At 71.4% G+C, this 18,827-nt stretch carries 16 protein-coding genes; 7 read left to right on the top strand and 9 right to left on the bottom strand.

What is annotated here, in order from left to right; translation table 11 throughout:
- Positions 1 to 69: 69 nt before the first annotated feature.
- Together ACF1A1_RS27555 and ACF1A1_RS27550 are read left to right on the top strand one after the other, a co-directional pair.
- On the top strand, positions 70 to 759 hold the full coding sequence (locus ACF1A1_RS27555; RefSeq protein WP_392003613.1) for a hyaluronoglucosaminidase: 690 nt from the start codon (positions 70 to 72) through the stop codon (positions 757 to 759).
- Between the two features lie 12 nt (positions 760 to 771).
- Positions 772 to 933 carry a hypothetical protein gene (locus tag ACF1A1_RS27550; RefSeq protein ID WP_392003611.1) on the top strand — a complete coding sequence of 54 codons (162 nt, stop codon included), beginning with the start codon at positions 772 to 774 and terminating at the stop codon, positions 931 to 933.
- Positions 934 to 987: 54 nt separating this feature from the next.
- Here ACF1A1_RS27550 and ACF1A1_RS27545 read toward each other — a convergent pair whose 3' ends face one another.
- From ACF1A1_RS27545 to ACF1A1_RS27530, 4 genes are all read right to left on the bottom strand, one after another.
- A complete protein-coding gene (locus tag ACF1A1_RS27545) occupies positions 988 to 3,117 on the bottom strand; it encodes a 3-hydroxyacyl-CoA dehydrogenase NAD-binding domain-containing protein (RefSeq protein WP_392003609.1) in 2,130 nt (709 codons plus the stop codon).
- Positions 3,114 to 4,331, bottom strand: a complete 1,218-nt coding sequence (locus ACF1A1_RS27540) for a thiolase family protein (RefSeq protein WP_392003607.1) — start codon at positions 4,329 to 4,331, stop codon at positions 3,114 to 3,116. The genes ACF1A1_RS27545 and ACF1A1_RS27540 overlap by 4 nt, the downstream gene beginning before the upstream one ends.
- Before the next feature lie 118 nt (positions 4,332 to 4,449).
- On the bottom strand, positions 4,450 to 5,487 hold the full coding sequence (locus ACF1A1_RS27535; protein WP_392003605.1) for a LacI family DNA-binding transcriptional regulator: 1,038 nt from the start codon (positions 5,485 to 5,487) through the stop codon (positions 4,450 to 4,452).
- The gene (locus ACF1A1_RS27530) at positions 5,484 to 7,892 is read right to left on the bottom strand and encodes a glycoside hydrolase family 2 protein (protein WP_392003603.1); all 2,409 of its coding nucleotides are present in this window, start codon (positions 7,890 to 7,892) and stop codon (positions 5,484 to 5,486) included. Before ACF1A1_RS27530 ends, ACF1A1_RS27535 begins: the two co-directional genes overlap by 4 nt.
- Before the next feature lie 169 nt (positions 7,893 to 8,061).
- Here ACF1A1_RS27530 and ACF1A1_RS27525 point away from each other — a divergent pair, with 169 nt between their 5' ends.
- The 3 genes from ACF1A1_RS27525 to ACF1A1_RS27515 are packed head-to-tail and all read left to right on the top strand — an operon-like array spanning position 8,062 to position 11,152.
- A complete protein-coding gene (locus ACF1A1_RS27525; RefSeq protein WP_392003602.1) occupies positions 8,062 to 9,375 on the top strand; it encodes an extracellular solute-binding protein in 1,314 nt (437 codons plus the stop codon).
- Positions 9,375 to 10,325 (top strand): carbohydrate ABC transporter permease, encoded by a 951-nt coding sequence (locus ACF1A1_RS27520; RefSeq protein ID WP_392003600.1) that lies wholly within the window; start codon positions 9,375 to 9,377, stop codon positions 10,323 to 10,325. Before ACF1A1_RS27525 ends, ACF1A1_RS27520 begins: the two co-directional genes overlap by 1 nt.
- Positions 10,322 to 11,152, top strand: a complete 831-nt coding sequence (locus ACF1A1_RS27515) for a carbohydrate ABC transporter permease (RefSeq protein ID WP_392003598.1) — start codon at positions 10,322 to 10,324, stop codon at positions 11,150 to 11,152. Before ACF1A1_RS27520 ends, ACF1A1_RS27515 begins: the two co-directional genes overlap by 4 nt.
- Before the next feature lie 120 nt (positions 11,153 to 11,272).
- Here ACF1A1_RS27515 and ACF1A1_RS27510 read toward each other — a convergent pair whose 3' ends face one another.
- From ACF1A1_RS27510 to ACF1A1_RS27500, 3 genes are all read right to left on the bottom strand, one after another.
- A complete protein-coding gene (locus tag ACF1A1_RS27510; RefSeq protein ID WP_392003596.1) occupies positions 11,273 to 12,610 on the bottom strand; it encodes a ribonuclease D in 1,338 nt (445 codons plus the stop codon).
- A 235-nt stretch (positions 12,611 to 12,845) separates the two neighbouring features.
- Entirely contained in the window at positions 12,846 to 13,508 is a 663-nt protein-coding gene (locus ACF1A1_RS27505) for a response regulator transcription factor (RefSeq protein WP_003993737.1), read from the bottom strand.
- 525 nt (positions 13,509 to 14,033) lie between these two features.
- Entirely contained in the window at positions 14,034 to 14,660 is a 627-nt protein-coding gene (locus ACF1A1_RS27500) for a DUF3000 domain-containing protein (protein ID WP_392003758.1), read from the bottom strand.
- A 194-nt stretch (positions 14,661 to 14,854) separates the two neighbouring features.
- Between ACF1A1_RS27500 and hemE the strand changes: the two genes are divergently transcribed.
- On the top strand, positions 14,855 to 15,922 hold the full coding sequence (gene hemE / locus ACF1A1_RS27495) for a uroporphyrinogen decarboxylase (RefSeq protein WP_392003594.1): 1,068 nt from the start codon (positions 14,855 to 14,857) through the stop codon (positions 15,920 to 15,922).
- Between the two features lie 164 nt (positions 15,923 to 16,086).
- On the opposite strand, the gene ACF1A1_RS27490 is transcribed toward hemE, so the two are convergent.
- Positions 16,087 to 16,893 carry a rhomboid family intramembrane serine protease gene (locus ACF1A1_RS27490; RefSeq protein WP_392003593.1) on the bottom strand — a complete coding sequence of 269 codons (807 nt, stop codon included), beginning with the start codon at positions 16,891 to 16,893 and terminating at the stop codon, positions 16,087 to 16,089.
- 133 nt (positions 16,894 to 17,026) lie between these two features.
- Between ACF1A1_RS27490 and ACF1A1_RS27485 the strand changes: the two genes are divergently transcribed.
- Complete coding sequence (locus tag ACF1A1_RS27485) at positions 17,027 to 17,296, top strand: hypothetical protein (RefSeq protein ID WP_392003591.1); 270 nt, start codon at positions 17,027 to 17,029, stop codon at positions 17,294 to 17,296.
- Positions 17,297 to 17,425: 129 nt separating this feature from the next.
- Here the strand turns inward: ACF1A1_RS27485 and ACF1A1_RS27480 are convergent, their stop codons facing one another.
- Positions 17,426 to 18,826 carry an FAD-dependent oxidoreductase gene (locus ACF1A1_RS27480; RefSeq protein WP_392003757.1) on the bottom strand — a complete coding sequence of 467 codons (1,401 nt, stop codon included), beginning with the start codon at positions 18,824 to 18,826 and terminating at the stop codon, positions 17,426 to 17,428.
- Between the last annotated feature and the right edge of the window lies 1 nt (position 18,827).

Raw genomic sequence — 18,827 nt, 5'->3', positions numbered from 1 at the left:
CACATGATCCCCGCACCGCTTCGGCGGGACCAGCGGAACCAATCGACGACACGGAAAGCGGGTTCATCCATGGCAGTGGGACGAAGAGTGTTCCTCGGTGCCTTCACCGCCGGCGCGGTCACCGTCGCCGCGGGCTCGGAGGCCGCGGCCGCCGACAGCGAGTACACCCTGTACACCTCGCCGGCCCAGTTCTACGGGACGTCGACGACGGCGCACACGGTCACCATCAACCACAAGGCGCCCTCCGGGGACACCGCGGCGCTGAACGTCACCTCGGACAACCCGGCCACCTCGGCCATGTACCTGACCGGCAAGGAGACCTCGCGCGGGACGCTGAAGATCTCGCACATGGGGTACGCCGACGGCTCCGACCCCGGGTCCTCCGGCCTCTCGATCGACCTCCGGACCTCGGGTACCGCCGCGCAGGGCATCTTCGTCACCGCGACCGACGGCCCGACCAAGGGCGCCCTGCTCGTCCTGCGGAACAACCCGGGCGTGGAGGACCTCGTCGTCAAGGGCACGGGCCGGACCGGCATCGGCATCGCCCGCGGTGCCACGCCCCAGTCCCAGCTGCACGTGGTGGCGACGGGCGACGCCCCGTCCGCCATCCTCGCCGAGGGCGCGGTGCGGCTCGCGAACGTCGCGGCCGTACCGAGCAACGCGCCCGCAGCGGCCGGTGGCGGCTCCCTGTACGCCCAGGACGGCAAGCTGTTCTGGAAGGGCGGCAGCGGCACGGTCACCCAGCTGGCGCCGGCGTAAGGGAGGACGAGGGTGCAACTGACCACCGAGGAACTCATCTCCGAGTTCCACGACGCCGTGATGGAGCTGTACTTCGCCCGCAAGCGGATCGCCGTGCTGGAGGCGGAGAACGCCGAGCTGAGGGCCCGCCTCGAAGCGGCGGAGCAGCGGACCGGCACCGAGACGGCCGCATGAGGAAGAGGGCCTCCGCACACCGCGGAGGCCCTCTTCACCTGCTGCGCAGGGGTGTTACGCCGGAACCGACGCCACGCCCGGAGCCAGGAACTTCTTGCCGTTCACCCGCTCCGACACGCCCTCGCGGTCCAGGTACGGCGTGATGCCGCCCAGGTGGAAGGGCCAGCCGGCACCGGTGATCAGGCAGAGGTCGATGTCCTGGGCCTCGGCGACGACTCCCTCGTCGAGCATGAGCCCGATCTCCTGCGCCACCGCCTCCAGGACGCGCGCCCGCACCTGCTCCTCGGTGAGGACGGTGTCGCCCTGCTTCAGCAGCGCGGCGACCTCCGGGTCCAGCTCGGGCTTGCCGCTGTCGTAGACGTAGAAGCCGCGCTTGCCCGCCTCGACGACCGCCTTGAGGTTCGGGGAGACCGTGAAGCGGTCCGGGAACGCCCTGTTGAGCGTCTCGGAGACGTGCAGGCCGATGGCCGGGCCGACCAGCTCCAGCAGGACCAGCGGGGACATCGGCAGGCCCAGGGGCTCCACCGCCTTCTCCGCGACCTCGACCGGGGTGCCCTCGTCGATGACGTTCTGCACCTCGCCCATGAAGCGGGTGAGGATGCGGTTCACGACGAACGCCGGGGCGTCCTTCACCAGAACCGCCGTCTTCTTCAGCTTCTTGGCGACGGCGAACGCCGTGGCGAGCGACGCGTCGTCGGTCTGCTCACCGCGCACGATCTCGAGCAGCGGCAGGACGGCGACCGGGTTGAAGAAGTGGAAGCCCACGACCCGCTCGGGGTGCTTCAGCTTCGACGCCATCTCGCTGACCGAGAGGGAGGAGGTGTTGGTGGCGAAGATGGCGTGCGCCGGGGCGACCGCCTCGACCTCCGCGAACACCTGCTGCTTGACGCCGATCTCCTCGAACACGGCCTCGATGACGAAGTCCGCGTCCGCGAAGCCCTCCGCCTTGTCCAGGACACCGGAGACCAGCGCCTTCAGGCGGTTGGCCTTGTCCTGGTTGATGCGGCCCTTGCCGAGCAGCTTGTCGATCTCGGCGTGGACGTAGCCCACACCCTTGTCGACGCGCTCCTGGTCGATGTCGGTCAGCACGACCGGCACCTCGAGGCGGCGCAGGAACAGCAGCGCGAGCTGGGAGGCCATCAGACCGGCGCCGACGACGCCGACCTTGGTGACCGGACGGGCCAGCGACTTGTCCGGGGCGCCGGCCGGACGCTTGCCGCGCTTCTGCACCAGGTTGAAGGCGTAGATGCCCGCGCGCAGTTCACCGCCCATGATCAGGTCGGCGAGCGCCTTGTCCTCGGCGTCGTAGCCCTGCTGGAGGTCGCCGTTCTTGGCGGTGGCGATGATGTCGAGGGCGCGGTAGGCGGCCGGGGCCGCGCCGTGCACCTTGCTGTCGGCGATGAAGCGGCCCTTGGCGACGGCCTGGTCCCAGGCCTCGCCGCGGTCGATCACCGGACGGTCGACGACGATCTCGCCCTTGAGGACGGACGCCGTCCAGATCAGCGACTGCTCCAGGAAGTCCGCGCCCTCGAACAGCGCGTCGGCGATGCCGAGGTCGTAGACCTGCGCGCCCTTGAGCTGCTTGTTCTGGTTGAGCGAGTTCTCGATGATCACCGAGACGGCCTTGTCGGCGCCGATCAGGTTCGGCAGCAGCGTGCAGCCGCCCCAGCCCGGGACCAGACCGAGGAAGACCTCGGGGAGCGAGAAGGCCGGCAGGGCCGCGGAGACCGTGCGGTAGGTGCAGTGCAGGCCGACCTCGACGCCGCCGCCCATGGCCGCGCCGTTGTAGTACGCGAAGGTCGGGACCGCGAGGCCCGCGAGGCGCTTGAAGACCTCGTGGCCGCCCTTGCCGATGGCGAGCGCGTCCTTGTGCTCCTTCAGCAGCTCGACGCCCTTGAGGTCGGCGCCGACGGCGAAGATGAACGGCTTGCCGGTGATGCCGACGCCGACGATCGTGCCGTCCGCGGCCTCCTTCTCGACCTGGTCGATCGCGGTGTTGAGGTTCGCGAGGGACTGCGGGCCGAAGGTGGTCGGCTTGGTGTGGTCGAAGCCGTTGTCCAGCGTGATCAGGGCGAAGCGCCCGGCGTTGGACGGCAGGTCCAGGTGGCGTACGTGCGCCTGGGTGACGACCTCGTCCGGGAACAGCTCGGCCGCACCCTTCAGCAGCTCAGCGGTGGTGCTCACTTGTCCCCCTCGAAGTGCGGGTTCTCCCAGATGACCGTCGCGCCCATGCCGAAGCCGACGCACATGGTGGTCAGGCCGTAGCGGACGTGCGGCTGCTCCTCGAACTGGCGGGCCAGCTGCGTCATCAGACGGACGCCGGAGGAGGCCAGCGGGTGACCGAAGGCGATGGCGCCGCCGTACTGGTTGACGCGCTCGTCGTCGTCCGCGATGCCGTAGTGGTCCAGGAAGGCCAGGACCTGGACGGCGAAGGCCTCGTTGATCTCGAACAGACCGATGTCGGAGATGCCGAGTCCCGCCTGCGCGAGGGCCTTCTCCGTGGCCGGGATCGGGCCGTAGCCCATGACCTCCGGCTCCACGCCCGCGAAGGCGTAGGAGACCAGGCGCATCTTCACCGGCAGGTCGTTCTCGCGCGCGAAGTCCTCGGACGCGATGAGGGAGGCGGTGGCGCCGTCGTTCAGACCGGCCGCGTTGCCCGCCGTGACCCGGCCGTGCACACGGAACGGGGTCTTCAGGCCCTGGAGGTTCTCCAGGGTCGTGCCCGGGCGCATCGGCTCGTCGGCGGTGACCAGGCCCCAGCCCGTCTCGCCGCCCTCGGGGTTCGTGCGACGCACCGAGATCGGCACCAGGTCGGCCTGGATCTTGCCGTTGGCGTACGCCTTGGCGGCCTTCTCCTGCGAGCGCACGGCGTACTCGTCGGCGCGCAGCTTGGTGATCTGCGGGTAGCGGTCGTGCAGGTTCTCCGCGGTCATGCCCATGAACAGGGCGGACTCGTCGACCAGCTTCTCGCTGACGAACCGCGGGTTCGGGTCGACGCCCTCGCCCATCGGGTGACGGCCCATGTGCTCGACACCGCCCGCGACGGCGATGTCGTACGCGCCGAAGGCGACGGAACCGGCGACCGTGGTGACGGCGGTCAGGGCACCGGCGCACATACGGTCGATGGAGTAACCCGGGACCGACTGGGGCAGCCCGGCCAGGATGCCGGCGGTGCGGCCGATGGTCAGGCCCTGGTCACCGATCTGCGTGGTCGCGGCGATGGCGACCTCGTCGATCTTCTTCGGGTCGAGACCGGGGTTGCGGCGCAGCAGCTCCCGGATCGCCTTCACGACGAGGTCGTCGGCGCGGGTCTCGTGGTAGATGCCCTTCGGGCCCGCCTTGCCGAACGGGGTACGGACGCCGTCTACGAAGACGACGTCCCTGACGGTACGAGGCACGATGGCTCTCCTCCAGGGTGCGGGATGGCACTGCTGCGATGCGCTGAGCGCGCGCTCAGAACCCATGCTACTTGTGGGTAACGTAGCTGCACAGTCCTACCCGGCGGAGCGGCGAATGTCACACGTTCGGAGGCGCCGTCGACCCCCGCGGAGTCAGCACCGGCGTCGGCACCGGATGCGACCCCGGCCCCTCTCCCGTGATCACCCCGAACAGCGTCCGCGCCGCCTCCGCGCCGAACCCGAACACGTCATGGCTCATCGCGGACAGCGTCGGATGGGTCAGCCGGCACAGCTGGGAGTCGTCCCAGGCCAGCAGGGACACGTCCCGCGGCACCGACAGCCCCATCTCGGCCGCCACCGACAACCCCGCCACGGCCATGATGTCGTTGTCGTAGACGATCGCCGTCGGCCGGTCGGGCGGGGCGGCGGTCAGCATCGACCGGGTCGCCCGCGCCCCCGCCTCCCCGGAGTAGTCCGTCGCGACCTGCCGCGCCCCGGCCAGCCCCAGGCTCCGCGCCGCCTGGTCGAACGCGGCCGTCCGGATCGCCGTGTGCCCGAGCGCGGCGGCACCCCCGACCCGTGCGACACGGCGATGCCCCAGCGCGGCGAGATACCGCACGGCCTCCGTCACGGCGGTGGCGTCGTCCGTCCACACGGACGGCAGGCTCCCGGTCAGCGAGGGGTGACCCACGGCCACCACCGGCATCGCCAGCCGCTCGACCGCCGCCACCCGGGGATCGTCGGCCCGGAAGTCCACCAGGATCGACCCGCCGATCTGCCGCCCCCGCCACCACGACTCCTGGAGCCCGACCTCCTCGTCGAGGTTGCGCACCAGGCGCAGCAGCAGCGAGCAGGAGTGCTCGGTCAGCACGCTCTCCACCCCGGAGACGAACTCCATGTAGAACGGCTCCAGGCCCAGCATCCGGGCCGGCCGGCAGATCGCGAGCCCCACCACGTCCACCCGCGAGCTCGACAGCGAACGCGCGGTCAGGTTCGGTTCCCAGCCCAGTTCCCGCGCCGCCGCGAAGATCCGGTCCCGGGTCGCCTCCGACAGCCCCGGCTTGCGGTTGAAGGCGAGCGAGACGGCCCCCTTGGACACGCCGGCGCGCGCGGCGACGTCCTTGATGGTGACGCGGGACGACGGGGAGGCAGTCATCGAGCGGGCTCCTGGCAGTAGAGCGCGGCGCGGGCGGCGGCGGCGTCCGGAGTCTGCCAGCCCTCGACCCCGATGGTCACCCGTTCGCCGGGAAGCAGGGTGACGAGCCCCCGGTCGGCCCGCGCCCCCGGATCCAGCCGGTCGGCCTGGAGGAGCAGGTCCCGTACCAGGGTGCGGGCGCTCACCTCGACACCCCCCGGTACGACCGTCACCTCGAACTCCGGCCGGGGATACGCGATCTCCCGGTCCGGCACGGGGAAGTACACGGCCCGCAGCCCTTCCGCACTCTCGGCTCCGCTCGAGCGGGGGGACCCCCACGCGTCGGCCACCAGGAACTCCTTCGCCCCGGCCGGTACCAGCTCCGCCGGCACCCGCACCTCGGCCACCTCCCGCGCCCCGGCCGCGAGATCGAGGTCGGCCGCGTCGATCACCTCCCCCCCGACGGACATCCGCCGCAGCGACAGCGTGCCCGTCCACCGCTCACCGGACTGGTTGACGGCCGCCAGCACCAGCTCCCCGTCCCGCTGTCGCAACGTGAGCAACCGGTCGGCGTACAGCCGCCGCAGCTCGTGGTACAGCGGCTTCTCCCGCCCGTCGCCGTCGATCGCCGCCCAGGACGTCACCGGCCAGCAGTCGTTGAGCTGCCAGACGACCGTGCCCGCGCACACCGGCCACAGCGAGCGCCAGTACTCGATCCCGGCGGCCACCGCACGGGCCTGGTTCACCTGGGTGAGGTAGTGCCAGCGGTCGAAGTCCCCCTCGGGGAAGGCGAAGTGTCTCTCGAGCCCCCGCCGCAGCTTGCCGTTGCCGTCCTCGGCCTTCTGGTGGTGCAGCACACCGGGGGAGTCGGCCGCGAGCTCCTCCCCGGGCAGCGCCCGCCGCAGCGTGGCGTACGCGGGCGGCGCCTGCCAGCCGAACTCGGCCACGAACCGCGGCACGTCGAGCCGGTAGTCGGCGTAGTCCCGCCGGTTCCACACCTCCCACGAGTGGTGCGTCCCGTGCGCCGGATCGTTGGGATGGTGCCGCCACGACCCCGACCAGGGACTGCCCGCCGTGTACGACCGTGTCGGATCCAGCTCGGCCACCACCCTCGGCAGCAGACCCAGGTAGTACCCCTCCCCCCACGAGTCCCCGCCGAGCCGCTCCTCCCAGCCCCAGTCCCGGAACCCCCACAGATTCTCGTTGTTCCCGTTCCACAGCACCAGCGACGGGTGCGGCATCAGCCGTACGACGTTCTCCCGGGCCTCCGCCTCCACCTCGCCCCGCAGCGGCTGCTCCTCGGGGTAGGCCGCGCACGCGAACGGGAAGTCCTGCCAGACCAGCAGCCCCAGCTCGTCGCAGGCGTCGTAGAAGTCCTCGCTCTCGTAGATCCCGCCGCCCCAGACCCGCACGAGATCCACGCCGGCGTCGGCCGCCTGCCCCAGCCGCTCCCGGTAGCGCTCCGGGGTCACGCGGGAGGGGAAGACGTCGTCGGGGATCCAGTTCACGCCCCGCGCGAAGAGCCGCTCCCCGTTGACGACGAGGGTGAACCCGGTGCCGTGCGCGTCGGGGGAGGTGTCCAGCACGGCACTGCGGAAGCCGACGCGCCGCCGCCACACGTCCAGCGGCGCGTTCCCGTGGTGCAGCGTCAGCTCGACGTCGTACAGCGGCTGGTCGCCGTACCCCCGAGGCCACCACAGCCGCGCCTGCGGCACCTCCACCCGGACGACGCCGCGCGTCCCCCCGACCTCGGCCCGCACCCGCCGGCCGTCCACCCGGGCCTCCAGGGTGAGCGCGGCCTCCACCCGGGTCCGCTCCACGTCGACGTGCAACTCCACGACCCCGACACCCTGTTCGACGGTGACGAGCGGGCGCACCCGGGCGATGCGCGCCGTCGACCAGCGCTCCAGCCGCACCGGCCGCCAGATACCGGCCGTCACCAGGGTCGGCCCCCAGTCCCAGCCGAAGGAGCAGGCCATCTTGCGGATGTACTGGTACGGCTCGGTGTACGCGGCCGGCCGCTCGCCGAGCCGTCCGCGCACGGCCTCCGCCTCGGCGTAGGCGGAGCGGAACCGGACGGTCAGGGGTCCGCTCATGCCGGTCACGTCGAAGCGGTGGGAGCGGTGCATGTTCCGCACCCGGCCGAGCGGCTGACCGCCCAGAAGGATCTCGGCGGCCGTGTCGAGCCCGTCGAAGACCAGGTCCGTCTGCTCGTGCCCGGACACCCCGTCCGGCAACCGGGTCTCGTACGTCCACTCCCGCCGCCCCACCCACGCGACCTCGGTCTCGTTGCGGCCGAGGAACGGGTCCGGGATCACCCCCGCCGCGAGCAGGTCGGTGTGCACGCAGCCCGGAACCACGGCCGGGAGCGCCTCCTGCCCGTGCCGCAGGATCCATCCGTCGGTGAGCGGTGTCGCCTCCAGCATGCGCACTCCCTAAACCGGTCAACCCAGCACTGAGCGCCATCTCTTCATCCTTGGCGGGATTGGGACTTTACCGGTTGAGAAAGCGCTGTCAGAGTGCCGAATCAGCCAACCCGAACGTGTCCGACCACCCCGCACGTGCTCGTCCGTCCCGTGAACGGAGCTGATGCACATGAACCGCCGTACAGTCCTCGCCCTGGTCGCGGGAGCCGCCCTGCTGCTCCCTGGCTGCACCGGCACCGCAGGCACCTCGAAGGGCGCGGAGGCCGAGGCGCCCGACGACCCCTCCCAGGTGAGCGGAGACATCACGGTCCTGACCGTGCGCACCGACCTCGTGCAGAACGGCACGATGAAGAAGTACGCCGCCGAGTTCAACAAGACCTATCCCAAGGTGAAGGTCGAGTTCCAGGCACTCACCAACTACGAGGCCGAGATCAAGATCCGGATGAACACGGAGGACTACGGCGACGTCCTCCTCATCCCGGCGGTGATCAAGAAGGACGACTACCCGAAGTTCTTCGCCTCCCTCGGCACCGAGGCCGAACGCGGAAAGAAGTACCGCTTCACCGACTTCACCACCGTCGACGGCAAGGTCTACGGTCAGAGCCCGGTCGGTGTGATGCCCGGCTTCGTCTACAACAAGAGGGTCTGGCGGGAGGCCGGCGTCACCGAGTGGCCGGCCACCCCGGCCGAGTTCCTCGCCGGTCTGAAGGCCATCAAGGACAAGACGGACGCGATCCCCTACTACACCAACTTCGCCGCCCAGTGGCCGCTGACCTCGTGGACGTACGTCAACGGCTCCGTCCACTGCGATCCGCACGCCACCACGAAGCTCGCCGAGGGCGACCCGTGGGCGAAGGACTCCGAGCTGCGCGTCGGCGACCGGCTGCTGTACGACATCGTGCACCAGGGCCTCGCCGAGAAGGACCCGACGACCACCAACTGGGAGCTGTCCAAGCCCCAGTTGGCGAAGGGCGAGATCGCCACACAGTGGCTCGGCACCTGGGCGATCGTCCAGTTCCAGGACGCCGCGAAGAAGGCCGGCGTCAACCCGGACGACATCGGCTTCATGCCCTTCCCGGCCCAGACCGACGGCAGGTTCTGCGCGACCATCGGCCCCGACTACAACCAGGCCGTGAACATCCACTCGGAGCACAAGGAGGCGGCCCGCGCCTGGATCGACTGGTTCACCGACAAGTCCGGCTACGACCGGGACAACCTGGCGATCTCCCCGCTCAAGGACGCCCCGATGCCCACGGTGCTGAAGCCGTACGAGGACGCGGGCGTGAAGCTGATCGAGCTGGACGACTCGGCGGGCGCGAAGGTCAAGCTGATCGACGACGAGTCCGAGGTCGGCATCTACAAGCCCGAGTACCGGCAGGACCTGGTCGACCTCGCGCGCGGCGCCAAGAAGGGCAGCCTGGACGACTTCCTGGCCGGCCTCGGCAAGAAGTGGACCGAGACCCGGAAGAACGTGGGCGACTGATGACGGACACCACCGAGAAGGCGGGCTCCGGGGCCGTGGCGCCGGCCCCGGAGCCCGCCGCCCCCCGGCCGGCCCCAGGCCGGGCACGTGCCTGGCGGACCGTGACGCCGTGGCTGTTCCTGCTCGGCCCGCTCGCCCTCCTGATCACCTTCACCTACGCGCCGATCGCCAACATGGTCGCGTACAGCTTCACCGACTGGGACGGCGTGAGCCCCGGACTGCACTACACGGGCGCCGAGAACTACGCGGAGATCTTCACCCGGGAGGACCTCTTCCAGGTGTTCTTCGTCAGCGGTTACTACCTGGCCGCCTCGGTGATCCAGATCGTCGCCGCGCTGTACTTCGCGACGATCCTCAGCTTCGACATCCGCTTCCGGAACTTCTTCAAGGGCGTCCTCTTCTTCCCGTCCCTGGTCAACGGCGTCGCGATCGGCTTCGTCTTCCTCTACTTCTTCCAGGACGGCGGCACCCTCGACACGGTGCTCGGCCTCTTCGGACACCAGACCGACCACGCCTGGCTGGGCACGCCGTTCTCCGCGAACACCTCGCTCGCCGGCGTCTCCGTCTGGCGCTACCTGGGCATGAACTTCGTCCTGTTCCTCGGCGCGATCCAGTCCATCCCGGGGGACCTGTACGAGGCGTCGGAGCTGGACGGCGCGACCCGCTGGCACCAGTTCCGGTACATCATCCTGCCCGGCATCAAACCGGTGCTGACCCTGACGGTGATCCTCTCGATCTCCGGCTCCCTCTCGGCCTTCGAGATCCCGTACATCATGACCGGCGGGGCGACCGGCACCGAGACGTTCGTGATCCAGACCGTGAAGCTGGCCTTCCAGTTCAACAAGACGGGGCTCGCCTCGGCGGCGGCCGTCGTGCTGCTGCTGATCATCCTGCTGGTGACCTGGGTGCAGCGACGCCTCGTCCCCGACGACAGGGTGGACCTCGTATGACACGCCGAGCCGTTGCCCGCACCCTCGTGTACCTGTCGCTGGTCCTCGCGGCGGTGGTCGTCCTGCTCCCGCTCGGCGTCGTCCTCCTGACGTCCCTCAAGACCGAGAACGAGACGGCGAACGACGGCGGTGCCCTCACCCTGCCGCGCGACCCGCTCAACTTCGACAACTACGTGACGGCGTTCCAGGACGGCGGCATGCTCACGGCGTTCGGCAACACCGCCTTCATCCTGCTGGTCTCCGTCGGCGGAACGGTCCTCATCGGCTCGATGACGGCCTACGCCATCGACCGCTTCACCTTCCGCTTCCGGAAACTGGTGGTCGCCCTGTTCCTGGTCGCCGCCCTGGTCCCCGGTGTGACCACCCAGGTGGCCACCTTCCAGATCGTCCACGGCTTCGGCCTGTTCGACACCCGCTGGGCCCCGATCGCCCTCTACATGGGCACGGACATCGTGTCGATCTACATCTTCCTGCAGTTCGTCCGCTCGATCCCGATCTCCCTGGACGAGGCGGCCCGCCTGGACGGCGCCAACGCCTTCACCATCTACCGCAAGATCATCTTCCCGCTGCTGAAACCGGCGATCGCGACGGTCGTGATCGTGAAGGGGATCGCCGTCTACAACGACTTCTACATCCCCTTCCTCTACATGCCCTCCCAGGATCTTGGCGTGATCTCGACGTCCCTGTTCCGCTTCAAGGGCCCCTACGCCGCCCACTGGGAAACGATCTCGGCAGGAGCCGTCCTGGTGATCCTGCCGACCTTGATCGTCTTCCTGGCGCTGCAGAAGTACATCTACAACGGCTTCATGAGAGGGGCGACCAGGTGACTCCCCGAGGGACGCGGTGCTGCGCCGGCATACGGCTCCGCCGTGTGCGAGACCGGCCACGGCGGGCCACCGGCCGCCGTGCGGACGAGGCTCCGCGGCGGCTGGGCCGTGTCTTTTGGATCAGCCCGACTCGGGGCCGCGGCCCGGGGACGATCCCGGGGACCCGGCCTGGTCCCCCTTCGCGGACAGCGCCGCCACCAGCACCGGCGTCACCTGCTCGACCTGCCAGGGCCGTGCGCCGTACCCCGTGAGCAGGCCCGCGACGGACGCCTCGTCGAGGGGGTTGGGCGGCTCCCAGCAGACCCGCCGCACGCTGTCCGGCGCGATGAGGTTCTCCTGAGGCATGTTCAGCTCCTCGGCCAGCGCCGAGACAGCCGACCTCGCCGCACTCAGCCGGGCGGCCGCCACCGGATCCTTGTCCGCCCAGGCGCGCGGCGGCGGAGGCCCGGCCACCGGCTGACCCGGCTGCGGCAGCTGCGCCTCGCTCAGCGCCTTCGCCCGGTCGACCGCCGCCTGCCACTGCTCCAGCTGCCGCCGCCCCATCCGGTGCCCGAAGCCGTTCAACGCGGCGAGCGCGTGCACATTGGCCGGAAGCGAGAGCGCGGCCTCCACGATGGCCGCGTCCGACAGCACCTTGCCCGGCGACACGTCCCGTCGCTGGGCGATCCGGTCCCGCGTCTGCCACAGCTCCCGCACGACGCCGAGCTGCCGCCGCCGGCGCACCTTGTGCATGCCGGACGTACGGCGCCAGGGGTCCTTGCGGGGCTCCGGCGGCGGAGCCGAGGCGATCGCGTCGAACTCCTGGCAGGCCCACTCCAGCTTGCCCTGCCGGTCCAGCTCCTTCTCCAGCGCGTCGCGCAGGTCGACCAGCAGCTCGACGTCCAGGGCGGCATAGCGCAGCCACGGCTCGGGCAGTGGCCGGGTCGACCAGTCGACGGCGGAGTGCCCCTTCTCGAGGACGAAGCCGAGGACGCCCTCGACCATCGCGCCGAGGCCGACCCGCGGGAACCCGGCGAGCCGTCCGGCCAGCTCGGTGTCGAACAACCGCGTCGGCATCATGCCTATCTCGCGCAGGCAGGGCAGGTCCTGGGTGGCGGCGTGCAGCACCCACTCGACGCCGGACAGGGCATCGCCCAGGGCGGAGAGGTCGGGGCAGGCCACGGGGTCGATCAGCGCGGTACCGGCGCCCTGGCGGCGCAACTGCACCAGGTAGGCGCGCTGGCCGTAGCGGTAGCCGGAGGCGCGTTCGGCGTCGACGGCGACGGGGCCGGAACCGGCGGAGAAGGCCGCGATCACCTCGGCGAGCGAGTCCTCGTCGGCGATCACGTCGGGAATGCCCTCGCGCGGTTCGAGGAGAGGTGTCGGCGCCCCGGAAGCAGTAGATCCGTCGTCGTCCGGAGGGGCGCCCCCGGTGGTTCGCAGTGAGCTGGCTGCTGCGGTTTCTTGGGCGTCGGTCACCTGTCAAGGGTATCCGTGTATGGACGGCGCCCGCCGACGGAACGTTCCGTCGGCGGGCGCCGCAGGGTCGTAATCCAGTCATACCGGTGGACGGCCGGGACGGACGGTCCCGACGGGGTCTTCGCGGGTGCGTGCGGGGGCTCGGACGGGGTGCGGGCGGAGTATGGGCGTGGCGGTGGGGCGGGGACAGGCCGGGCGGCTCGTACGGGGATCGGCGAGGCGGCTCGCGAGGGGGTCAGTGGATGATGCCGGTGCGCAGGGCGACCGCGACCATGCCGGCACGGTCGCCCGTGCCGAGCTTGCGGGCGATGCGCGCGAGGTGGCTCTTGACGGTCAGCGCGGACAGGCCCATCGAGACGCCGATGGCCTTGTTCGACTGGCCTTCGGCGACCAGCCGCAGCACCTCCACCTCGCGGCCGGACAGCTCGCGGTAGCCGCCCGGGTGGCTCGGGGCACCCGGGGGGCGGCGGTGGAGGCGGGCGGCGGCCGCGCCGATGGGGGCGGCACCGGGCCGGGTGGGGAGCCCGACGTTGGTGCGGGTGCCGGTGACGACGTAGCCCTTGACGCCGCCCGCGAGGGCGTTGCGCACGGCGCCGATGTCGTCGGCGGCGGAGAGGGCCAGCCCGTTGGGCCAGCCCGCGGCGCGGGTCTCCGACAAGAGGGTGAGACCGGAGCCGTCGGGCAGGTGGACGTCGGCGACGCAGATGTCGCGGGGGTTGCCGATGCGGGGACGAGCCTCCGCGATGGACGAGGCCTCGATGACATCGCGCACACCGAGCGCCCACAGATGGCGGGTGACGGTGGAGCGGACGCGGGGATCGGCCACGACCACCATGGCGGTGGGCTTGTTCGGGCGGTAGGCGACCAGGCTTGCGGGCTGCTCGAGGAGAACGGACACCAGGCCTCCTGGGGTGCGGGACGGGGGGGGCGGTTCGTGGGGCCAGTGGGGATGCAGCCGGGACGAACCGTGCTTTCAAGGTCACAGACGTCTTCGGCAGCGAACGCGGCGTCCTTTAGAGAACGATCACGATCTAGTGAGTAACAATCTGTGCAATTCGGACACGCGATCGATCATCCGAAGATCGAGTCGGTTTGAGTGGGTGTCTTATGAGATCGAAAGTGGCCGTATCGACAAAGAGACGGTCACGGAGACGGCCAAATGAGGGAGCCGACGGGATCAGGGACGGACACGGGCACGCGAAAGGGACGGCCGGCACCGGCCCGGGCACGGAAGCCGGCACGGACACGGGCGCGCGCCACGGGCACGCGGCAAGGGCACGCGGTACGGGCAGCGCGACTGCGGTCGGCGCGCCTGTGACAAGCGGGTCTGCCGTGCGTGGGGCCGAGGTCAGCGGGCCTGCGGTGAGTGGGGCTGAGGCAAGCGCGTCTGTGGTGGGTGGGGTCTGCGGTCGGCGTGCTCCGGTCAGTGCGGCTGCGGCCCCCGCCGCTGCGGCAGCGTCACCACCGACGCGTCCCCCGGGCCGGCCGGCGGCAGCCCCGCGACCTGGGCCAGCAGATCGCACCAGGACGCCAGATGCGCCGCCGTGTCCGGCACCCCGCCCAGGCCCTCCCGGGGCGTCCAGGAGGCCCGGATCTCGATCTGCGAGGCCGCCGGCCGCTCCGCCAGCCCGCCGAAGTAGTGCGAACTCGCGCGCGTCACGGTCCCGCTGGGCTCGCCGTACGCCAGGCCGCGCGCCTGGAGCGCACCCGTCAGCCAGGACCAGCACACCTCCGGCAGCAGCGGGTCGACGGCCATCTCGGACTCCAGGTCGGCGCGGATCAGGGTCACCAGCCGGAAGGTGCCGTGCCAGGCCTCGTGCCCGGCCGGGTCGTGCAGCAGGACCAGCCGGCCGTCGGCCAGGTCCTGGTCGCCGTCCACGACCGTCGCCTCCAGCGCGTACGCGAACGGGGCGAGCCGCTGCGGGGCCGGCGTCGGCTCCACCTCGATCTGCGGCCGCAGCCGGGCGGCCCTCAGCGCGTCGACGGCGGCCCGGAAGGGCACCGGAGCCGACCTGCTCCCATCCCGGTCCTCCTCGTTCGCGTCGTCCATTCCGTCCGTGCCGTCCGACAGTCGTCCCTGAGCCGCAGCCATGCGGGGAAGATTAAGGGGAACGGGGGCTTCGCGCAGGGCAAGACACCCGTGCGCGGGCCCCCGGCGGGTGCGCGCTGCGCGAACACGCGCACGCCCGCGGGCCCGGCAGGGGGCGGCTCCACCGGCCGCGACGGCGTGCGAGACTTGCCGTCGTGAGTGCCAACGCAAGCCCCACGGGCCAGCAGCCGACAGCGACGTACGACAGCCCCTTCCTGAAGGCGTGCAGGCGTGAACCCGTGCCGCACACGCCCGTGTGGTTCATGCGGCAGGCCGGGCGCTCCCTGCCGGAGTACCGGAAGGTGCGCGAGGGCATTCCGATGCTCGAGTCCTGCATGCGGCCCGAGCTGGTCACCGAGATCACGCTCCAGCCGGTGCGCCGGCACGGGGTGGACGCGGCGATCTTCTTCAGCGACATCGTCGTCCCGCTCAAGGCCATCGGCATCGACCTCGACATCAAGCCGGGCGTCGGCCCGGTCGTCGAGCAGCCCGTCCGCACCCGCGCCGACCTGGCCCGGCTGCGTGACCTCACCCCCGAGGACGTCTCCTACGTCACCGAGGCGATCGGCCTGCTGACCCGCGAGCTCGGCGCCACCCCCCTCATCGGCTTCGCGGGGGCCCCCTTCACCCTCGCGAGCTATCTCGTCGAGGGGGGCCCTTCGCGCACGTACGAGAACGCCAAGGCGATGATGTACGGCGACCCCGAGCTGTGGGCCGACCTGCTCGACCGCCTCGCGGAGATCACGGCCGCGTTCCTGAAGGTGCAGATCGAGGCGGGCGCCAGCGCGGTCCAGCTGTTCGACTCCTGGGTCGGCGCCCTCGCCCCGGCCGACTACCGCCGCTCGGTGATGCCCGCCTCGGCGAAGGTCTTCGAGGCCGTCGCCGGGTACGGCGTCCCGCGCATCCACTTCGGCGTCGGCACCGGCGAGCTGCTGAAACTGATGGGCGAGGCCGGCGCGGACGTCGTCGGCGTCGACTGGCGGGTCCCGCTCGACGAGGCCGCCCGCCGGGTCGGCCCCGGCAAGGCGCTCCAGGGCAACCTCGACCCGACCGTCCTGTTCTCCACCCCCGAGGCGGTCGAGACGAAGACCCGCGAGGTGCTGGACGCGGCCGCCGGTCTGGAGGGCCACGTCTTCAACCTCGGCCACGGCGTCATGCCGTCCACCGACCCGGACGCGCTGACCCGGCTCGTGGAGTACGTCCACACGCGGACGGCCCGCTGACACCGGTCCGCCCGCCCCGGCCCGGCCGGAGTGCGCGACCGGAGGCCGAGGTGGTGTCGGCGGTGGTGGCCGACGGGCCCGGTCCGCTGCGGCGCCGGTGACCGCGTGCACGATTCAGCCCGGGCAGGGCGCGCACGACGGGCGGCCCGGCGCGTCCGGGCCGCTCACCAGCCCGGCCGGGCCCGCCTGCCGAAGAGCAGGCCGCGCGGCTCCGGCGGCGGGGGCGTGCCCGGCTTGAGCGGCCAGGCGAGCAGCATGCCCGCGAGGAAGCCCACGATGTGCGCCGCGTACGCCACGGTGCCCACGTCGGAGACGCCCTCGCCGGACGAGTACACCGCCTGGAGCGCGAACCAGAAGCCCAGCACCATCCAGGCCGGCAGCCGGAGCGGCAGGAAGACCAGGAACGGCACGAGGACCCAGACCCTGGCCTTCGGGTACAGCACCAGATAGGCGCCCAGCACCCCCGCGATCGCCCCCGACGCGCCGATCAGCGGGTCGGCCGAGTCGGCGTTCAGCAGCGCGAAGCCGTACGACGCCGCGTAGCCGCAGGCGACGTAGAACAGCGCGAAACGGACGTGGCCCATGCGGTCCTCGATGTTGTTGCCGAAGATCAGCAGGAACAGCATGTTGCCCAGCAGGTGCAGCCAGCCGCCGTGCAGGAACATCGCGCTGAGGACGCTCAGCGCCGGGGACTTGTCGTAGCCCGGCGGACCCAGCGCACAGCCCCCGGCCCGCACCTCGCCCGTGGGCACGAGCCGGGGCAGCTGATCGTGTATCAACTCGCGTGGCACGGCCGCGTAGTGCTCCAGGAACGCGTGCAGATGGCAGGTCTGCGCCAGGGTGCTGTCACCGGCCACCGAGCCGGACAGGCCGGGCATGAAGAGGAACACGAAGACGTTCACGGCGATCAGCGCGTACGTCACCACCGGGGTACGGCGCGCGGGATTCACGTCATGGACGGGGATGACCACAAGGAAGTACTGCCCTCGATCCGTTCGGCGAATCGGTGGACGCGCTGAACGCGGCGCCGCGGCCCCGCGTATGTCTCGGCAACCGCCCGTGGTCCGGGGAAGGCGGGTCGCGGGGACGACGTGAGGAACAGCGATGAACGACCGGGTTACTCCCCCGATGCATGCCACGCCCGACGGTGAGGCGGAGATCGCGCTCGTGATCCGTCTCCCCTGGGAGGACGTGGCGCGGCTCGGCCAGGAGGCGGGGCGGCTCGCCTCGCAGATGCAGCGGCCGGTGACGCTCGACGAGGCCGTCAGCCACCGGCTGCGGTCGCGGCCGGCGGCGGCCGCCCACGCGAAGCCGGCGGAGCAGCCCGCCGCGGCCGCGGTGTCCTCCTTGCCGAGGCTCAGCGGGACGGCGTAGCACAACCGCGGGCTGCGGGCTGCGGGCTGCGGGCTGCGGGCTGCGGGGGAGTGCGGGGTGCGGGGTGCGGGACGACTGTGGCTGGTCGCACGGTTCCCCGCCCCTCGGACGAGCCGCCCCGCCGCGCCGCTACACGCCGCGCACCTTCGCCGCCGCCTTTCTCGCCGCCACCAGTACCGGGTCCCACACGGGGCTGAACGGCGGGGCATAGCCCAGGTCCAGGGCCGTCATCTCTTCCACCGTCATGCCGGCCGTCAGGGCCACCGCCGCGATGTCGACGCGTTTGCCCGCGCCCTCCCTGCCGACGATCTGGACGCCGAGGAGGCGGCCCGTCCGGTGCTCGGCGAGCATCTTGACCGTCATGGGGGAGGCGCCCGGGTAGTAGCCGGCACGGCTGGTCGACTCGACGGTGACCGTCTCGTACCGGAGGCCCACCCTGCGCGCGTCCTTCTCGCGCAGGCCCGTGCGGGCGATCTCGAGGTCGCAGACCTTGCTGACGGCCGTGCCGACGACGCCGGGGAAGGTGGCGTAGCCACCGCCGACGTTGGTGCCGATGACCTGGCCGTGCTTGTTGGCGTGGGTACCGAGGGCGATGTGGCGTTCCTGGCCGGAGACCAGGTCGAGGACCTCCACGCAGTCGCCGCCCGCCCAGATGTTCTCGTGACCGCGCACCCGCATCGCCCGGTCGGTGAGGAGGCCGCCGTGCGCGCCCAGGGGCAGGCCGGCGGCTGCGGCGAGCGTGGTCTCCGGGCGGACGCCGATACCGAGGACCACCACGTCCGCCGGGTATTCGGCGTCCTGGGTGACGACCGCCCGTACGCGGCCGTCCTGGCCGGTGAGCAGCTTGGTGACCTCGGCGTCGTTCACCATGGTGATGCCGAGGCCCTCCATGGCCTCGTGCACCAGCCGGCCCATGTCCGGGTCGAGCGTCGACATCGGCTCGCTGCCCCGGTTGACGACCGTCACCAGGAAGCCGCGCTTGATGAGCGCCTCGGCCATCTCCACGCCGATGTAGCCCGCGCCCACGACCACCGCGCGCCTGCCCCGCGCGCGCGTGAGCGTGTCGAGCAGTTCCTGCCCGTCGTCCAGGGTCTGCACCCCGTGCACGCCCTCGGCGTCGACCCCCGGCATGTCCGGCCGGATCGGACGGGCCCCGGTCGCGATGACGAGCTTGTCGTACGCCGTCCGGGACTCGGCCCCGGAATCGACGTCACGCGCGCGTACCTCCTGCCGGGCCGGGTCGATCTCGGTGACCTCCGTGCGCAGCCTCACCTGGATCCCGCGCGCACCGTGTTCCCGCGGTGTGCGTGCGATCAGATCGTCCCGTTCGGGGACGTCGCCGCCCACCCAGTACGGGATGCCGCAGGCGGAGTAGGACGTGAAGTGGCCGCGCTCGAAGGCCACGATCTCCAGTTCCTCGGGCCCCTTCGACCGACGGGCCTGGGACGCCGCGGACATGCCCGCGGCGTCCCCGCCGATCACGACCAGCCGCTCCCGCCCGGCGTGCCCGCGGCGCACGCTCTCGCTCATG

Origin of the sequence: Streptomyces sp. NPDC014995, assembly GCF_043080745.1 — a bacterium.
Lineage (GTDB): Bacteria > Actinomycetota > Actinomycetes > Streptomycetales > Streptomycetaceae > Streptomyces.
This window is presented reverse-complemented; position numbering and strand designations above follow the sequence as displayed.